Genomic DNA, 14,955 nt, shown 5'->3' with positions numbered 1-14,955 from the left:
ATGCTCCAGCGGTTTATCCTGTGTTTATTGCTCTGCCTGGCGGGTGTTGCTCACGCAGCGCCCGTCGAGACGCCCCCTCAAAAAGCCTATCTCAGCCTGATCATCGATGACCTGGGGCAGAACCTGCCCCGGGATCGCCGCGTGCTGGCCCTGCCCGGCCCGGTGACCGCGGCGATCATGCCCGACACACCCCACGCCACCGAATTCGCCCGCGAAGCCCATCGCGCCGGCAAGATCGTCATCCTGCACATGCCCATGGACCCGGCCACGGGCCCCTTCGCGTGGCACCCGGACTTGTCCATCGAAGAGCTGGAAAAACGCCTGAATGCGGCGTTCAAGGTCGTACCCTATACCGCCGGCATCAACAACCACATGGGCAGCCGAATGACCGCTCAACCGGCCGCCATGGCCTGGTTGATGGCGGATTTGCAGCAGCGGCACAAATTCTTCGTCGACAGCCGCACCAGCGCGCAAACCGTTGCTGCCGCCCAGGCGCAGAAGATTGGCTTGGCCAGCGTTTCGCGGGATGTGTTTCTGGATGACGAGCGCACCGAAGCGGCAATCTTCACCCAGTTACAGACGGCGATCAGCCTGGCGCGCAAGCAGGGTTCCGCGGTGATGATCGGGCATCCGTATCCGCAGACGCTGGCGGTTATGGAGCGGGAGTTGCCGAAGCTGAAGGCTCAGGGGATTGAGTGGATTGATATCAGGCAGATGATCAGTGTGCGTGGCAACCGTGCAACAGCGGCCCATGGAAAGGATGGGGTGTACCGATAACTTGCAGTTGAACCAACCCCTGTAGGAGCCGGCTTGCCGGCGAAGCGGTCTTGAATATCACGCTGCCTGTGCGACCGCCTTCGCTGGCAAGCCAGCTCCTACAAGGGGTGCGGTGGCGCCATTAGAGATACCGCGCCATGATCTCGTCCACCTTGCCTTCCTTGCGCAGTTGATCCAGCGCGGCCTGAAGTTTGGCCACCGTTTCGTCCGGCACGTCTTTGTTCAGTGCCAGATACAGCTCGGCGCTGTTGAAGCGCAATACGGTCTTGAGCCCGCTCACACCTTCCTGACGCGCCAGATAACGCCCAGCGGGATCGCCGGTGGCCCACAGATCGATCTGCCCGCTGACCAGTTTCTTCGCGTTGTCCTGATCGCGCAGGACAACCACCGGTTTCAAGCCTTGCTTGGCCAGTGTCATGGCAATGGCGTCGCCCTTGTATGCGCCGATCTTGTACTTTCGCGCGTCATCCAGTGTTTCGAGGGTGATATTGCTGTCAGCCTTGGCCAGCATGATCCAGTCGTCCGGACCGATCGGCCCGACCCACTTGAAGAGTCTCTCGCGGTCCGGCAACCGCGCCATCACGAATGCACCGTAACCGGGGTTTTCCAGAGCGAGTTTGTAGACCCGCTCCCAAGGGAAGCGCAGCGTCAGGCTATAGGTAATGTCGGTACGCTTGAACATCTCGCGGACGATGTCCACGGCGATGCCATCGATGTTCTCGCCCTGAGCAAAGTTCTTGCCGTTCTTGGCCATGTTGTACGGCGGAAAATTTTCTGTCAGCAACACCAGGTCGGTGCTGGGACTTTCTGCGGCGCGCGCTCCATTGATAAACAATAGGGAGGCGCTGGCGAGGACTAGAAGAAGGCGTTTGAGCATGTCTGGCTACCGAAATCCATGGCGTACCCAAGAGTGCCTTGAGCCCGCCATGATGTCCACTGGCCTGTATTGTTTGTTTAGCGCATGACGATGCCGCGATGCGCCATGTAGGCCTTGGCTTCCTGCACGGTGTATTCGCCGAAGTGGAAAATACTCGCCGCCAATACTGCGCTGGCGTGACCTTCGAGGATGCCGTCAGCCAAGTGCTGCAAGTTGCCGACTCCACCGGAGGCGATCACCGGAATCCCCAAGGCATCGCTGATGGCACGGGTCACACCGAGATCGAAGCCGTTTTTCATGCCGTCCTGGTCCATGCTGGTCAGCAGGATTTCACCGGCACCGAGGCCTTCCATTTTCTTCGCCCATTCAACAGCGTCGAGACCGGTAGGTTTGCGACCGCCGTGGGTGAAGATTTCCCAGCGCGGGGTTTCGCCCGGCAGTGAAACCTTCTTGGCGTCGATGGCGACGACAATGCATTGCGAACCGAAATGCTGCGCCGCTTCGCCAACGAACTCTGGATTGAACACCGCTGCGGTATTGATCGACACCTTGTCCGCACCGGCATTCAGCAAATTGCGAATGTCCTGCACGGTGCGCACGCCACCGCCCACGGTCAGCGGGATGAACACCTGGCTGGCCATGCGCTCCACGGTGTGCAGCGTGGTGTCGCGACCGTCGACGCTGGCGGTGATGTCGAGGAAGGTAATCTCGTCGGCACCCTGCTCGTCGTAACGACGGGCGATTTCCACCGGGTCACCGGCATCGCGAATGTTCTCGAACTTCACACCTTTAACGACCCGGCCGTTATCCACGTCCAGGCAAGGGATGATGCGTTTGGCCAGCGCCATGGTCAGTCCTCAGCCTTTGTACGAATCGCAGAAAGCTTGCGCTTCAGCGACGTCGAGGGTGCCTTCGTAGATCGCCCGGCCAGTGATTGCGCCGATGATGCCTGGCGCCTTGGCGTCGAGCAGCGATTTGATGTCACCGAGGTTGTGAATACCGCCGGAAGCGATCACCGGAATACGCGTGGCAGCGGCCAGGGCGGCGGTGAACGGTACGTTGCAGCCCTGCATCATGCCGTCTTTGGCGATGTCGGTATAAACGATCGCGGATACGCCGTCGGCTTCGAATTGCTTGGCCAGGTCAATCACCTGAATGGTGCTGATTTCAGCCCAGCCGTCAGTGGCGACAAAACCGTCTTTGGCATCCAGACCGACGATCACTTTGCCCGGGAACGCGCGGCAGGCTTCGGCGACGAAGGCCGGGTCTTTCACGGCTTTGGTGCCGATGATCACGTAGCTCACGCCGGCTTTGACGTAGTGCTCGATGGTTTCCAGCGAACGGATACCGCCGCCGATCTGGATCGGCAGGTTCGGATAACGCTTGGCAATCGCAGTGACCACTTCGCCATTGACCGGCTGGCCTTCGAAAGCGCCGTTCAGGTCGACCAGATGCAGACGACGGCAACCGCCTTCCACCCACTTGGCAGCCATGCTCACCGGGTCATCGGAGAACACCGTGGAATCTTCCATGCGGCCCTGGCGCAGACGAACACAGGCACCGTCTTTGAGATCGATAGCGGGAATAATCAGCATCTGGCAAACCTTCAAATTCGAGTATTCAGCTTCGCTCGGAAATCAGTTTTTCTCGAGCGCCCACAAGTCGCTTTCGATGCTTTCGAACCTCTCTTTGAGGTGCGTCTGCACATCGAAAATCGCCCTGTTGTAATAGTGCGGAGCAATTTCACGGGTAAACAGCTCAAGGATTTCGGCCGCTTCGAACGAACCCAGGTCCAGTTCGAAGCGATCCTCCATGAAGCGTTTGATCTTCTGGTTGGCCTCGTTCTCCTGTTCAGGAGTGAGGGTCAGGATCGGTGGCTTCTTCTTGACGGCCATTTACCAGCGACCATCCCACGCGGCGAAGTTCTGCAGCAATTGCAGGCCATGGGTATGGCTCTTCTCCGGGTGGAACTGCACGGCGAAACGCGAGCCTTCGGCCAGCGCCGCAGCAAAATCGACACCGTAGTGACCGCCGCCCACCACCTGCCGCGCGTTGCCGGCGGCGATGTAGTAGCTGTGCACGAAGTAGAAACGCGCCAGGTCCGGAATGTCGTGCCACAGAGGATGTGCAATCGTCTGCTTCACTTCGTTCCAGCCCATGTGCGGGACTTTCAGGTGCTCGCCGTCTTCGTGCAGGTCTTTGCCGAAGAACTTCACCGCGCCCGGAAACAGGCCGATGCAGTCGACGCCATCGTTCTCTTCACTGCTGTCGAGCAAGGCTTGCATGCCCACGCAAATGCCGAGGAACGGACGGTCCTGGCTGACTTCACGCACCAGCGAATCGAAGCCCAGGCGACGGATCTCCGCCATGCAATCGCGAATCGCGCCGACGCCGGGAAAAACCACCCGATCGGCTTCGCGAATCACGTCGGCATCGCTGGTGATCAGGACCTTACCGGCACCGACGTGCTCGAGGGCCTTGGCCACCGAGTGCAGGTTGCCCATGCCGTAATCGATAACCGCGACCGTCTGCATTACAGAACGCCTTTGGTCGATGGCATCTGACCGGCCATGCGGTCATCGAGCTCTACGGCCATGCGCAGTGCGCGGCCGAATGCCTTGAACACGGTTTCGATCTGGTGGTGGGTGTTGGTGCCACGCAGGTTGTCGATGTGCAGGCTGACGAGCGCATGGTTGACGAAGCCCTGGAAAAATTCCTGGAACAGGTCAACGTCGAAACCGCCGACGGTAGCGCGGGTATACGGAACATGCATCTGCAGGCCTGGGCGGCCGGAGAAGTCGATGACCACACGCGACAGCGCTTCATCGAGCGGCACATAGGCGTGGCCGTAGCGACGGATGCCTTTCTTGTCGCCAATGGCTTTGGCGAAGGCCTGACCCAGGGTGATACCGACGTCTTCCACGGTGTGGTGGTCGTCGATATGCAGGTCGCCCTTGCTGACAATATCCAGGTCGATCAGCCCGTGACGGGCGATCTGGTCCAGCATGTGCTCAAGAAAAGGAACACCGATATCAAATCGGGCCTTTCCGGTGCCATCCAGGTTGATCGAGGCTTTGATCTGGGTTTCCAGAGTGTCGCGCTCGACTGACGCCTTACGTTCGGCCATCACCAGCTCCGCAAAATCATTGGGCGAAAAAGGCAGCCATTATAGGGGCGCGGGCGCGAAACAGAAACACGAGAGGTGATATCACTGACGGAGTGAACTCTGAGCCATCAGCGATGTACATGTCAGTACAAGCCTGCATTCATTGCGAATGCACGGCTTTTGTAGGAGCTGGCTTGCCAGCGAAGGCGGCCGGGCGAAGTGCAGCGGCAATGAGGACGCCTTCGCCGGCAAGCCGGCTCCTACAAGGTTTGGCGTTAGTGGAAAAGGATCGCCGTTTTCTGCAGGGTCACCCACACACCCCACGCCAACGGAATACCCACCACCAGCCACGCCGCCACCGCCAAAGGCTTGGTGCCCGCGTCCGCTTTCCACTCCAGCTCGGTGCTGCTGTCAGCACCTTTGTCGTGACCCAGCGCCTGTTCGGCAGCCAGCTCAGCATCGGTCATGAAGTACTTGTCAGCCACCGGACGCACCAGCAGGTTACACAGGAACCCCAGCACCAACAGGCCGGCGAGAATGTACAAGGTGATGTCGTAAGCGGCGGCGCGTTCAACGCCGATGCTCAGCTGGTACTCACGCAAGTAGTTCACCAACACCGGACCCAACACCCCCGCTGCCGCCCATGCCGTCAACAGACGACCGTGGATCGCACCGACCATTTGCGTACCGAACAAGTCCGCCAGATAAGCCGGAACCGTCGCAAAACCACCGCCGTACATCGACAGGATGATGCAGAACGCCGCCACGAACAGCGCAACGTTGCCCAGGTGACCGAGGTTCGGGATCAACGCGTACAGGGCAAAACCAAGAGCGAAGAACACGAAATAGGTGTTTTTGCGGCCCAGGTAATCCGAGAACGAGGCCCAGAAGAACCGGCCACCGATGTTGAACAGGCTCAGCAAACCAGTGAAACCGGCAGCAATCGCCGCAATCGAAGCCAGTTGCCCGGCGCCCAGTTGACCGAATGGCAGGTCCACACCAATCAATTTGCCGCCGAACACTTCCTGCAACAGCGGCGACGCCATGCCAAGGATGCCGATACCGGCCGATACGTTCAGGCACAGCACCAGCCACACCAGACGGAACTGTGGAGTTTTCCAGGCGACATTCACATGAACGTGGCGGTGGGTGATCATCGCGTTAGCGGTTTTTTTCGCCGGCGCGGTCCAGCCCTCAGGCTTCCAGCCGGTTGGCGGAACGCGGTAGGACAGTGCGCCACCGATCATGAACACGAAGTAGATCGCGGCCATCACCAGGAAGCTCTGCCAGACGCCGACGCTGGTTGGCGAAGCGAAATGGCTCATCAGGGCTGCGGCCAGCGGAGCACCGACCATCGCGCCACCGCCAAAACCCATGATCGCCATACCGGTCGCCATGCCGCGCTTGTCCGGGAACCACTTGATCAACGTCGAAACCGGCGAGATGTAACCCAGCCCCAGGCCGATACCGCCAATGACCCCGGAGCCGACCCACATCAGCCAGATCTGGTGGGTATAGATCCCCAGTGCTGAAATCAGCAGACCACCACACCAGCACAGCGCCGATACAACGCCAGCCTTACGCGGCCCGGCGTGTTCCAGCCAGCCACCCCAGATCGCTGCCGAGCAGCCGAGGAATATGAAGAACAGGGTGTAGATCCAGCCGAGCATCGAGATCGGCCAGTCGCATTGCGACGAGAAAATTTGCGAAATGAAGCTCATGTCCGGCGCGCAGGCCACTGGAGCGGTCACGCCCAGCGCCTTGGACAGTGGCAACCAGAACACCGAAAAACCGTAGGCCATGCCGATGCAAAGGTGGATGGCCAAAGCGGCCGGTGGTACCAGCCAACGGTTAAAACCGGGCTTGGCGATGATGCGTTCCTTGGACAGGAACGCAGGCTGGCCGGCTATGAGGCCGTCCGCCGTGATGCTCGTGGTCATTGTGTATCCCCCAATTATTAGTAGGGTTCGCCAGCCACTCCTCACCCCCGGCTTCTATGCGCACGCGTGACCGTTTTGTTAGGTGAAGCTGCTTTTTGTGCGGCATCTCGTCGCAGCAGGACGGACGAACGGGCAAAGGTTACCATTTGAGCGTGGCAGAAAAGCCAAACTGATATCACCATTTGTATGTCATCCGTTCTCGTACCTCTTAAGGAGTCGCCATGCCGATCATTGTCGAACCGCTAAACGAGGCCACTTACCAGGATCAGCAAGACTTGCAGAAAATTTACCGCGACGCCCCGGACTGGCTGTACGCCCCGTTTTCAGGGGATATACAGCTGATCGAAGGCTGCCTGCGGGACGGTTCGCTGATCGCCGGACGCTTCAATGATCGACTGCTCGGCGCGGCTCGCTTGCAACGGCATCAGGACGTTTGGCACTTGTCCCAACTTTGCGTACGAAAAATTACCCGTCGGCGTGGCGTCGCCGAGCGTCTGGTGAACGAAGCGCAGAAAATGGCCTCTGAGTCGGGCGCCACACTTCGCTTGCTGGCCCCCGCCGGGCATCTTGAAGCCCAGGCACTTGCAGCCAAGCTGAAACTGCCACTGGATGTACTGCCCGCAGTTATCGCCTGACCGGTCGTCCACTTCAGAGCGCTATACTCCCCGGCTAAATTTCGAATTCGACTATCTACAAGGACTCGCCCATGAAAGCGTTCGGCAAAATCCTGGGTCTGGTACTTCTCGGGCTGTTGCTGATCATTGTGGCGCTGGGCTTTGCCCTGACCCACCTCTTTGATCCCAACGACTATAAAGACGAGATTCGCCAGATTGCCCGCGACAAGGCCCACATCGAGCTGACGCTCAATGGCGATATCGGCTGGAGCCTGTTCCCTTGGCTGGGCCTGGAATTGCACGAGGCCAGTGTCGCGACCCTGGCCAAGCCGACGGAGCCGTTCGCCGACTTGCAGATGCTTGGCCTGTCAGTGCGTGTGCTGCCGCTGCTGCGCCGTGAAGTGCAGATGAGCGATGTGCGTGTTGAAGGCCTGAACCTGCGCCTGAACCGCGACAAGGACGGCCATGGCAACTGGGAAGACGTCGGCAAGGTCCCGGCGCCAGCCACTCCGGCCACGCAACCAGCCACTCCTGGCGAACCTGCACCGGCGCCGGAAACCACCGTTCAGGTAGAAAAACCGGCCCAGCCGATTCGCCTGGACATCGACAGCCTGACCGTGAACAACGCCCGCGTTGAATACAGCGACGAGAAGACTGGCAGGCAGTTCAGCGCCGAAAGCATCCAGCTGAGTACAGGCCCGGTGCATGACTCGACCAACATCCCGGTCAAACTCACCGCGTTCCTCGGCACTAACCAACCGGTTCTGCGGGTGCGTACCGAGCTCACTGGTGAGCTGCGTTTCGAACGCGCGCTGCAACGCTACAAATTCGAAGACATGAAAATGTCCGGCGAAGTCGCCGGTGATCCGCTGCAAGGCAAGACCATGACCTTCGCAGCCCAAGGGCAATTGCTGCTTGATAAAGCTGCGAACGTCGCCGAATGGACCGGCATCAAGATCTCTGCCAACCAATTGCGCGCACTGGGTGAACTCAAGGTCAACGACCTCGACAAGACGCCGCAGATCAGCGGCGGCATTTCGATTGCCCAGTTCGACCTGGCAAAATTCGTCGACAGTATTGGCCAGAAGCTTCCGGCCATGGCCGAAGGCAGCCTGAGCAAAGTCGAACTGGTGAGTCGCGTTGCCGGCACGCCGACCAGCGTTTCGTTCGACAACATCAACCTGAAAGTCGATGACAGCAGCTTCAGTGGCCGCATCGCCGTCGAGGATTTCGCCAAACAATCGCTGCGCGCAGCCCTGAAGGCTGACACGTTCAATGTCGACCGCTATCTGCCACCCAAATCCGCCGAAGCCAACAGCGCGACACAGGTGCGTCAGGCTGAAGTCGCCAGCACCGAGGCCAATGCCATAGCCGGCGCGGGCAGCACACCGCTGCCGGAGTCACCGACCAAGGACGCGTGGAGTACCGAACGCCTGCTGCCGGTTGAACGCTTGAGCAAACTCGACGTGGACGCCGACCTGACCTTTGACCAGTTGACCCTCGACAAGCTGCCGATCCACAACGCCGCGTTCAAGGCCACTGGCCTGGGCGGCCTGTTGACTCTGGAGAAACTGCGCGGCGATCTGTACGACGGCAACTTCGAAACCAAGGGCACCCTCGACGTGCGCCAGCAAGTGCCTGCGCTGAGCCTGCAGACGCAGATCAGCAAAGTGCCGGTGGAAAAAATCCTCGAAAGCCAAGGCAAAAATCCACCGGTCAAAGGCCTGGTGACGCTCAACAGTGCGCTAACCGCCAGCGGCAACAGCCAGAAAGCGTTGATCGACAGCCTCAACGGCAACGCCAGTTTCGTCGTCAACAATGGCGTGTTGCTCAACGCCAACCTCGAACAACAACTGTGCAAAGGCATCGCCACCCTGAACCGCAAAACCCTCAGCGGCGAGCCACGGGGCAAGGACACGCCGTTCCAGGAACTCAAAGGCACCCTGACTTTCCATAACGGCGTGGCCAGTAACCCGGACCTGAAAGTGCGCATCCCGGGTATGACCGTGAATGGCGACGGCGACGTTGATCTGCGCGTGCTGGGCATGGACTATCGCGTGGGCATCATCGTCGAAGGCGATACGAGCGCCATGCCGGACCCGGCTTGCCAGGTCGGCGACAAATATGTCGGCATCGTCTGGCCGCTGCGTTGCCGGGGGCCGCTGGAACTCGGCGCCAAAGCCTGCCGTCTCGACAATGAACGCATGGGACAAGTCGCGAGCAAACTGGCTGAAGATCGGATCAGTGAAAAAATCGACGAGAAGTTTGGCGATAAAATTCGCCCGGAACTGAAAAACGCGTTGAAGGAGCTGTTCAAGCGATGAAAGCCGAGCAGTTTTCATCGGCGGTGCTGGACTGGTACGACCGCCACGGCCGCCACGATTTGCCTTGGCAACAGGGCATCACCCCGTATCGGGTGTGGGTCTCGGAAATCATGTTGCAGCAAACCCAGGTCAGCACCGTGCTCAATTACTTCGACCGTTTCATGGCCTCGTTGCCAACGGTCGAAGCCCTGGCCGCCGCGCCGGAAGACGAAGTGCTGCACCTGTGGACCGGCCTGGGTTATTACACCCGCGCGCGCAATCTGCAGAAGACCGCGAAAATTGTCGTGACTGAATACGACGGCGAGTTTCCACGCGATGTTGAAAAGCTGGTTGACCTGCCGGGCATTGGCCTGTCGACGGCGGGCGCCATCGCCAGCCTGAGCATGGGCCTGCGGGCGCCGATCCTCGACGGCAACGTCAAACGCGTCCTGGCGCGCTTTACCGCGCAAGAGGGTTACCCGGGGGAGCCGAAGGTCGCCAAACAGCTCTGGGCCAACGCTGAGCGCTTTACGCCGCATGATCGGGTCAACGCCTACACTCAGGCGATGATGGATCTGGGCGCCACGCTGTGTACCCGCAGCAAGCCGAGCTGCCTGCTCTGCCCGCTGGAAAAGGGTTGCGAAGCGCACATGCTCGGCCTGGAAACCCGCTACCCCGTCCCCAAACCGCGTAAAACCGTGCCACAGAAGCGCACGCTGATGCCCATGCTCGCCAATAGCGAGGGCGCGATTCTGCTTTACCGTCGCCCTTCCACGGGCCTGTGGGGCGGTCTATGGAGTTTGCCGGAGCTCGATGACCTCGATGACCTGCAACATCTGGCCTCGCAGCACTCACTGGAACTGGGCAGCCAACAAGCGCTGCCAAGCCTGGTGCACACCTTCAGCCACTTTCAGTTGTCCATCGAACCCTGGCTGGTCCATGTCCAGGAAGCCGGCCATCACGTGGCCGAGGCCGACTGGCTCTGGTATAACCTCGCCACCCCGCCGCGCCTGGGCCTTGCCGCCCCGGTCAAAACCTTGCTCGAACGCGCGGCCGCCGTATTGAACGCAGGAGAGTCGTCATGACCCGCACCATCATGTGCCGCAAGTACAAAGAAGAATTGCCCGCCCTGGAACGCGCTCCCTTCCCGGGCGCAAAAGGTCAGGACATTTTTGACCACGTCTCGGCCAAGGCCTGGGCCGACTGGCAAAAACACCAGACCCTGCTGATCAACGAAAAACGCCTGAACATGATGAACGCCGAAGATCGCAAATATCTTCAGGGCGAGATGGACAAGTACTTCTCCGGCGAGGATTACGCCAAGGCTGACGGCTACGTTCCGCCGACTGAATAATCCCGATTTCTCGGGGGTCGGATCGTAAGCGACGGTAATAATTAAAATTTTTTTGAAAACTTTCTTGACGACCCCCTGAAAAACCAGTTTAATGCGCCCCGTTGCCCAGATAGCTCAGTCGGTAGAGCAGGGGATTGAAAATCCCCGTGTCGGCGGTTCGATTCCGTCTCTGGGCACCACTAATTAATTTCAGGTGGTGCCAAAACCACCCGAAAGCCCACAAGAAGCCCGCCTAGTGCGGGCTTTTTGTTGTCTATGGTTGCCGAAACCGACCTAGGCAGCCCAAAGTTTTGGGGGCAGAGTTGGGGGCATGGCCGGTTCGGTCATCTCGCATGCCCCCAAAATGGTGCTTCATGGCCCTGAAAGTCACGCCCCTGAGCGATTCCGCTCTCAAAGCAGCCAAGCCCAAGGAGAAGCCATACAAGCTTGCCGACGGCGAAGGTTTGTATCTCGAAGTCATGCCCACCGGCTCAAAGCTCTGGCGTCTCAAATATCGTCACCTCGGCAAAGAAAATCGATTGGCATTTGGCTCATACCCGGAAGTGTCGTTGGTGCAAGCTCGCAAAAAGCGATCTGAGGCACGACAACTGATTTCTGAGGGTAAGGACCCTTCGCAAGAACGAAAATCCACCAGACGAGCGCAGAAGGTGGAGGGACTGACATTTGAGACGCTTGCACGGGAGTGGTTTGCCTATAACGCACCCCGCTGGGCAGAAAGCACCACCTACAAGGCCAAGCTGTACCTAGAGAATGATTTGATCCCCGGAATTGGTTCCCGCACGCTGAAAAGCATTTCTCGACCCGATTTGGTGGAACTGGTTCGCAAAGTCGAGGCCAGGGGGACGCTGAACGCAGCCGGGAAAATTCGCCAGTGGCTGCACCAGATATTCCGTTATGGATTGGCCAAGGGTGTCGTAGAGTCGAACCCCGCCACCGATCTGGACGTGGTAGCCGCTCCCACGAAAGCGCCCCGCCATCATCCTCACGTCGCCATGGACGAGCTGCCCGAACTGCTGACCAAGTGCGACAGCGCCAATATCAACCTTCTGACCCGCTGCGCCATTCGCCTGCTGGTGCTTACCGCTGTTCGTCCTGGTGAGCTGCGAGCCGCGCCTTGGGCAGAGTTCGACTTGGATGCTGCGACCTGGACAATCCCCAAGGAACGCATGAAGGCCCGCCGCCCGCACGCTGTACCCCTGCCGAAACAGGCTGTCGAGATCCTGCGCCAACTCCAACCGATTACGGGCGAATACCCGCTTGTATTCGCTGGCCAGCAAAACCCAGATCGCCCCATGAGCGAGAACACGATTAACAAAGCGCTACGTGTGATGGGTTACGAGAATCGCCAAACCGGCCACGGCTTCAGACACCTGTTATCCACTGAGTTGAACGGACGCGGATACAACAAGGACTGGATCGAGCGCCAGTTAGCGCACGGTGACTCTGATGGCATTCGCGACACGTACAACCATGCCAACTACTTGGAGCAACGCCGGGGGATGATGCAGAGCTGGGCTGATTCGATTGATGCGCTACTCATCGGCGTCGACGTAGTGAGCATTAAGCGAGCTTGATACATTGTGATTCATATAATCATTCCCAATGAGTTCTCAGGGTTCCTTTTTCAAGTGCAAGGCAGTTAACATATTGCTACCGCTGGATATTCATACAGCGAATAAATTAATGAGCTAGTCAAATGGTGAGAGCTGGTACGGACGAACAGTTAGGTCCTTTCGGGCGTATAAAGCTCGACGGGATCTATGCCGATTGGGCGTCGAACCATCATTTGAACCCTCGCTTACTCGCTTCTGAACTCGCAGCAACTCTCGCAACCTTTGCTCCACTAGAACAACCAATCCAGACCTTTCATGCATGCGTCTTTTCAGAAGGTCGATCAGATAGGAGCATCCAAGTTACCCACGGGGCGCTCGTTGATTACTTTGAAGCCGCTAGTACTGGCCGACAAGCCGCAACAATCGAAACCAGCTTCGGACCGATACCGGCAGCGAACATACTGATATGGCGAAAATGGATCGAGCGTCTCGTAGATGAAGCTACCGCCCGAACTGAGCTTGCAACAGGCCTCGCTCAACCTGCAAATGACAGTTGGACGCTCTCCCAGACCGTGCATGGGGCCGCCACAACGAACTGTGCACCATCTTCCTACCTCCCAAGCAGCTCCCCAGTCATTCTAAAAACGCAACAAGCGCAGTTGCGTCGTGAAGGTGAAAAGAGCGCTAGCGAACAGCTTGACGAACAACAAATCGCACGCCAAAAAGCAGAGCAAAAGGTTGTTGAGCTTTCAACGCAACTTGAAATTCAAGAGACTCAAAATCGACTACTTCAGGAAGAACTCGAACTTCAACGCCGCGAGCTTAACGAAGAGCGTAGGGCTAAGCGTGAAGCGGAAGACGAAGGCATCCGCATGGAAGAACAGTTGGAACAAGTCATGGGGCTTGTCGAATTTATGAATCAGGATAATCAGCTTTCGCCACCTGATGGGCGTTTGATTGTTCAATGCTGGTGTGAAGTTACGCAGAACGGAACCATGGTTCCGGCCACTGGTTGGAGCTCGATTATCATCAAATGGTTTAAGGCCCGAGGGACAGTTCTCCCCGCAGTAAAAGTAAGGTTGTTCGTCACTGCTTTGACGGGATCTGATCGAAAAAAAGGCGGGGCCATAGCAAGAGCGAATAATAAGGGGTGACAGGTTACAGCCCTTGCCCAGCCTAGCCTGCAGAAAATCCCTCCGCAGAAAACCTAACCACCTGTGACACGTTAACTCCCACCTGTTACCTATTCCACATCAGCTTCAACCGCCAACATTTCCATCGTCACTACCCAAACCGCCTTAGGAGGCGCAGACGATGGCAAACGCTACCAACCCCCCTACTCCCGCTCGGCGGTTTATCAAGCGCCAGGAAGTGGAATCGATCACTGGCCTGTCGTGCACGGAAATATATCGCCGCATCGCTGCCGATATCTTCCCAAAGCAAATCAGCCTCGGCCCCAAGTGTGTCGTCTGGATCGAGGCCGAGGTTCTGGCCTGGTGTGATGAGCGCATCGCCGAAAGTCGTGGGGAGGCCGCCTAAATGTCCGACGCTGGAAAGGACAACCAGAACAATCTGCACCTCAGTGAAAACAGCCTTTCGGCACAGCGCCGCTGCCTGCTCGACTGGATGCGTAACAGCGGCCCAATCGACACCCTCACCGCCCGCCGCGACCTCAATATTCTGATGCCTGCCTCGCGCATCAAGGAGCTGAAAAACCAGGGTTACACATTCCACACCCGGCGCATCACGATCACTGACGAGCATGGCCGCTCCCACAGCAATATCGCGCTGTACGCCCTTATCGGTGAACCAGCACAGAAGGTGGCAGCATGAGCGCAATTACCCTGACCCAATCCCAAGGCGAGCCCCGTGTGGATAGTCGCGTGCTGGCCGAGCAGTTGGGTACGCAGCACAAAAGCAGCATTGAGCTGATCGATAAATACGCCGACAAGATTCGGCAGTTTGGCCATCTTCCGTTTCAAACCGAAGTTGGTAAACGCGTGCAAGGTGGCGGCAAAGCCGAACGCTTCGCCCTGCTGAACGAGGATCAGGCGTTCCTCCTGCTGGCGCTGTCTCGCAACACTGATCGCGTTGTAGAATTGAAGTCGAGTCTGGTCATGGCGTTTCGCGAAGCACGTTATGGCATGGCCTGCCAAACGCTGCAGGCTCGCATACGGGAAGCAAGCCAGAGCGGTCGCCGGCTGGCTCACTGGCGCTATGAAAAGCCGGGGGCCTATCAGCATGTCGCGCACTTGCGGGAACAACTACAGCTCACCCTCGGCCTGGAGGATGTGCGCCCTTGAACACCGCGCAGCCATCCCTTTCCCTTGCCATGCATCCCCGTAAGCGTTATGGTTTGCCCGTCGCTGCAAAATCAGCGACCGACCTTGGCGGGTCGAACAGTAAACGGCGCAACAGCGCCCCCATTACG

General features: G+C 58.5%; 17 protein-coding genes and 1 tRNA gene. 11 read left to right on the top strand and 7 right to left on the bottom strand.

What is annotated here, in order from left to right:
• A complete protein-coding gene (locus tag ACWGZX_RS16100) occupies positions 1 to 777 on the top strand; it encodes a divergent polysaccharide deacetylase family protein (RefSeq protein WP_452624573.1) in 777 nt (258 codons plus the stop codon).
• 121 nt (positions 778 to 898) lie between these two features.
• Here the strand turns inward: ACWGZX_RS16100 and ACWGZX_RS16095 are convergent, their stop codons facing one another.
• From ACWGZX_RS16095 to ACWGZX_RS16065, 7 genes are all read right to left on the bottom strand, one after another.
• On the bottom strand, positions 899 to 1,654 hold the full coding sequence (locus ACWGZX_RS16095; protein ID WP_452624572.1) for a substrate-binding periplasmic protein: 756 nt from the start codon (positions 1,652 to 1,654) through the stop codon (positions 899 to 901).
• Between the two features lie 77 nt (positions 1,655 to 1,731).
• Positions 1,732 to 2,502 (bottom strand): imidazole glycerol phosphate synthase subunit HisF, encoded by a 771-nt coding sequence (gene hisF, locus ACWGZX_RS16090; RefSeq protein WP_007949037.1) that lies wholly within the window; start codon positions 2,500 to 2,502, stop codon positions 1,732 to 1,734.
• A gap of 9 nt (positions 2,503 to 2,511) precedes the next feature.
• Positions 2,512 to 3,249 (bottom strand): 1-(5-phosphoribosyl)-5-[(5-phosphoribosylamino)methylideneamino]imidazole-4-carboxamide isomerase, encoded by a 738-nt coding sequence (gene hisA / locus ACWGZX_RS16085; protein WP_010464588.1) that lies wholly within the window; start codon positions 3,247 to 3,249, stop codon positions 2,512 to 2,514.
• A 42-nt stretch (positions 3,250 to 3,291) separates the two neighbouring features.
• The gene (locus ACWGZX_RS16080; protein WP_050682512.1) at positions 3,292 to 3,549 is read right to left on the bottom strand and encodes a DUF2164 domain-containing protein; all 258 of its coding nucleotides are present in this window, start codon (positions 3,547 to 3,549) and stop codon (positions 3,292 to 3,294) included.
• Positions 3,550 to 4,188: an imidazole glycerol phosphate synthase subunit HisH gene (gene hisH / locus ACWGZX_RS16075; protein WP_223518823.1), complete on the bottom strand. Its 639-nt coding sequence runs from the start codon at positions 4,186 to 4,188 to the stop codon at positions 3,550 to 3,552.
• Positions 4,188 to 4,781, bottom strand: coding sequence for an imidazoleglycerol-phosphate dehydratase HisB (hisB, locus tag ACWGZX_RS16070; RefSeq protein WP_003218037.1), 594 nt, complete (start codon positions 4,779 to 4,781; stop codon positions 4,188 to 4,190). Before hisB ends, hisH begins: the two co-directional genes overlap by 1 nt.
• A 254-nt stretch (positions 4,782 to 5,035) precedes the next feature.
• On the bottom strand, positions 5,036 to 6,700 hold the full coding sequence (locus ACWGZX_RS16065) for an OFA family MFS transporter (protein ID WP_452624571.1): 1,665 nt from the start codon (positions 6,698 to 6,700) through the stop codon (positions 5,036 to 5,038).
• 221 nt (positions 6,701 to 6,921) lie between these two features.
• Between ACWGZX_RS16065 and ACWGZX_RS16060 the strand changes: the two genes are divergently transcribed.
• The 10 genes from ACWGZX_RS16060 to ACWGZX_RS16015 all read left to right on the top strand — a co-directional run bounded on the left by ACWGZX_RS16060 (position 6,922) and on the right by ACWGZX_RS16015 (position 14,827).
• Positions 6,922 to 7,335, top strand: a complete 414-nt coding sequence (locus ACWGZX_RS16060) for an acetyl-CoA sensor PanZ family protein (protein ID WP_452624570.1) — start codon at positions 6,922 to 6,924, stop codon at positions 7,333 to 7,335.
• A gap of 71 nt (positions 7,336 to 7,406) precedes the next feature.
• Complete coding sequence (locus ACWGZX_RS16055) at positions 7,407 to 9,638, top strand: AsmA family protein (protein ID WP_452624569.1); 2,232 nt, start codon at positions 7,407 to 7,409, stop codon at positions 9,636 to 9,638.
• A complete protein-coding gene (mutY, locus tag ACWGZX_RS16050; protein WP_452624568.1) occupies positions 9,635 to 10,702 on the top strand; it encodes an A/G-specific adenine glycosylase in 1,068 nt (355 codons plus the stop codon). Before ACWGZX_RS16055 ends, mutY begins: the two co-directional genes overlap by 4 nt.
• Positions 10,699 to 10,971 (top strand): oxidative damage protection protein, encoded by a 273-nt coding sequence (locus ACWGZX_RS16045; RefSeq protein ID WP_452624567.1) that lies wholly within the window; start codon positions 10,699 to 10,701, stop codon positions 10,969 to 10,971. Before mutY ends, ACWGZX_RS16045 begins: the two co-directional genes overlap by 4 nt.
• Positions 10,972 to 11,074: 103 nt before the next feature.
• Positions 11,075 to 11,150, top strand: a tRNA-Phe gene (locus ACWGZX_RS16040).
• A gap of 174 nt (positions 11,151 to 11,324) precedes the next feature.
• Positions 11,325 to 12,545 (top strand): tyrosine-type recombinase/integrase, encoded by a 1,221-nt coding sequence (locus tag ACWGZX_RS16035; RefSeq protein WP_452624566.1) that lies wholly within the window; start codon positions 11,325 to 11,327, stop codon positions 12,543 to 12,545.
• Between the two features lie 122 nt (positions 12,546 to 12,667).
• Positions 12,668 to 13,678, top strand: a complete 1,011-nt coding sequence (locus tag ACWGZX_RS16030; protein ID WP_452624565.1) for a hypothetical protein — start codon at positions 12,668 to 12,670, stop codon at positions 13,676 to 13,678.
• A gap of 160 nt (positions 13,679 to 13,838) precedes the next feature.
• Complete coding sequence (locus ACWGZX_RS16025) at positions 13,839 to 14,063, top strand: helix-turn-helix transcriptional regulator (protein WP_452624564.1); 225 nt, start codon at positions 13,839 to 13,841, stop codon at positions 14,061 to 14,063.
• Positions 14,064 to 14,357 carry a helix-turn-helix domain-containing protein gene (locus ACWGZX_RS16020; RefSeq protein WP_452624563.1) on the top strand — a complete coding sequence of 98 codons (294 nt, stop codon included), beginning with the start codon at positions 14,064 to 14,066 and terminating at the stop codon, positions 14,355 to 14,357.
• The gene (locus tag ACWGZX_RS16015; RefSeq protein ID WP_452624562.1) at positions 14,354 to 14,827 is read left to right on the top strand and encodes a Rha family transcriptional regulator; all 474 of its coding nucleotides are present in this window, start codon (positions 14,354 to 14,356) and stop codon (positions 14,825 to 14,827) included. The genes ACWGZX_RS16020 and ACWGZX_RS16015 overlap by 4 nt, the downstream gene beginning before the upstream one ends.
• Positions 14,828 to 14,955 lie beyond the last annotated feature (128 nt).

The organism is Pseudomonas sp. CLCA07 (genome assembly GCF_053615335.1).
This window is presented reverse-complemented; position numbering and strand designations above follow the sequence as displayed.

Excerpts from the sequence above, each read along its gene's own strand:
- ACWGZX_RS16015 (WP_452624562.1), top strand. The coding sequence starts at position 14,354 with ATGAGCGCAATTACCCTGACCCAATCCCAAGGCGAGCCCCGTGTGGAT.
- hisF (WP_007949037.1), bottom strand. The coding sequence starts at position 2,502 with ATGGCGCTGGCCAAACGCATCATCCCTTGCCTGGACGTGGATAACGGC.
- mutY (WP_452624568.1), top strand. The coding sequence starts at position 9,635 with ATGAAAGCCGAGCAGTTTTCATCGGCGGTGCTGGACTGGTACGACCGC.
- hisA (WP_010464588.1), bottom strand. The coding sequence starts at position 3,249 with ATGCTGATTATTCCCGCTATCGATCTCAAAGACGGTGCCTGTGTTCGT.
- ACWGZX_RS16045 (WP_452624567.1), top strand. The coding sequence starts at position 10,699 with ATGACCCGCACCATCATGTGCCGCAAGTACAAAGAAGAATTGCCCGCC.
- hisH (WP_223518823.1), bottom strand. The coding sequence starts at position 4,188 with ATGCAGACGGTCGCGGTTATCGATTACGGCATGGGCAACCTGCACTCG.
- ACWGZX_RS16020 (WP_452624563.1), top strand. The coding sequence starts at position 14,064 with ATGTCCGACGCTGGAAAGGACAACCAGAACAATCTGCACCTCAGTGAA.
- ACWGZX_RS16055 (WP_452624569.1), top strand. The coding sequence starts at position 7,407 with ATGAAAGCGTTCGGCAAAATCCTGGGTCTGGTACTTCTCGGGCTGTTG.
- ACWGZX_RS16030 (WP_452624565.1), top strand. The coding sequence starts at position 12,668 with ATGGTGAGAGCTGGTACGGACGAACAGTTAGGTCCTTTCGGGCGTATA.
- ACWGZX_RS16035 (WP_452624566.1), top strand. The coding sequence starts at position 11,325 with ATGGCCCTGAAAGTCACGCCCCTGAGCGATTCCGCTCTCAAAGCAGCC.
- ACWGZX_RS16095 (WP_452624572.1), bottom strand. The coding sequence starts at position 1,654 with ATGCTCAAACGCCTTCTTCTAGTCCTCGCCAGCGCCTCCCTATTGTTT.
- ACWGZX_RS16060 (WP_452624570.1), top strand. The coding sequence starts at position 6,922 with ATGCCGATCATTGTCGAACCGCTAAACGAGGCCACTTACCAGGATCAG.
- ACWGZX_RS16080 (WP_050682512.1), bottom strand. The coding sequence starts at position 3,549 with ATGGCCGTCAAGAAGAAGCCACCGATCCTGACCCTCACTCCTGAACAG.
- ACWGZX_RS16065 (WP_452624571.1), bottom strand. The coding sequence starts at position 6,700 with ATGACCACGAGCATCACGGCGGACGGCCTCATAGCCGGCCAGCCTGCG.
- ACWGZX_RS16025 (WP_452624564.1), top strand. The coding sequence starts at position 13,839 with ATGGCAAACGCTACCAACCCCCCTACTCCCGCTCGGCGGTTTATCAAG.
- ACWGZX_RS16100 (WP_452624573.1), top strand. The coding sequence starts at position 1 with ATGCTCCAGCGGTTTATCCTGTGTTTATTGCTCTGCCTGGCGGGTGTT.
- hisB (WP_003218037.1), bottom strand. The coding sequence starts at position 4,781 with ATGGCCGAACGTAAGGCGTCAGTCGAGCGCGACACTCTGGAAACCCAG.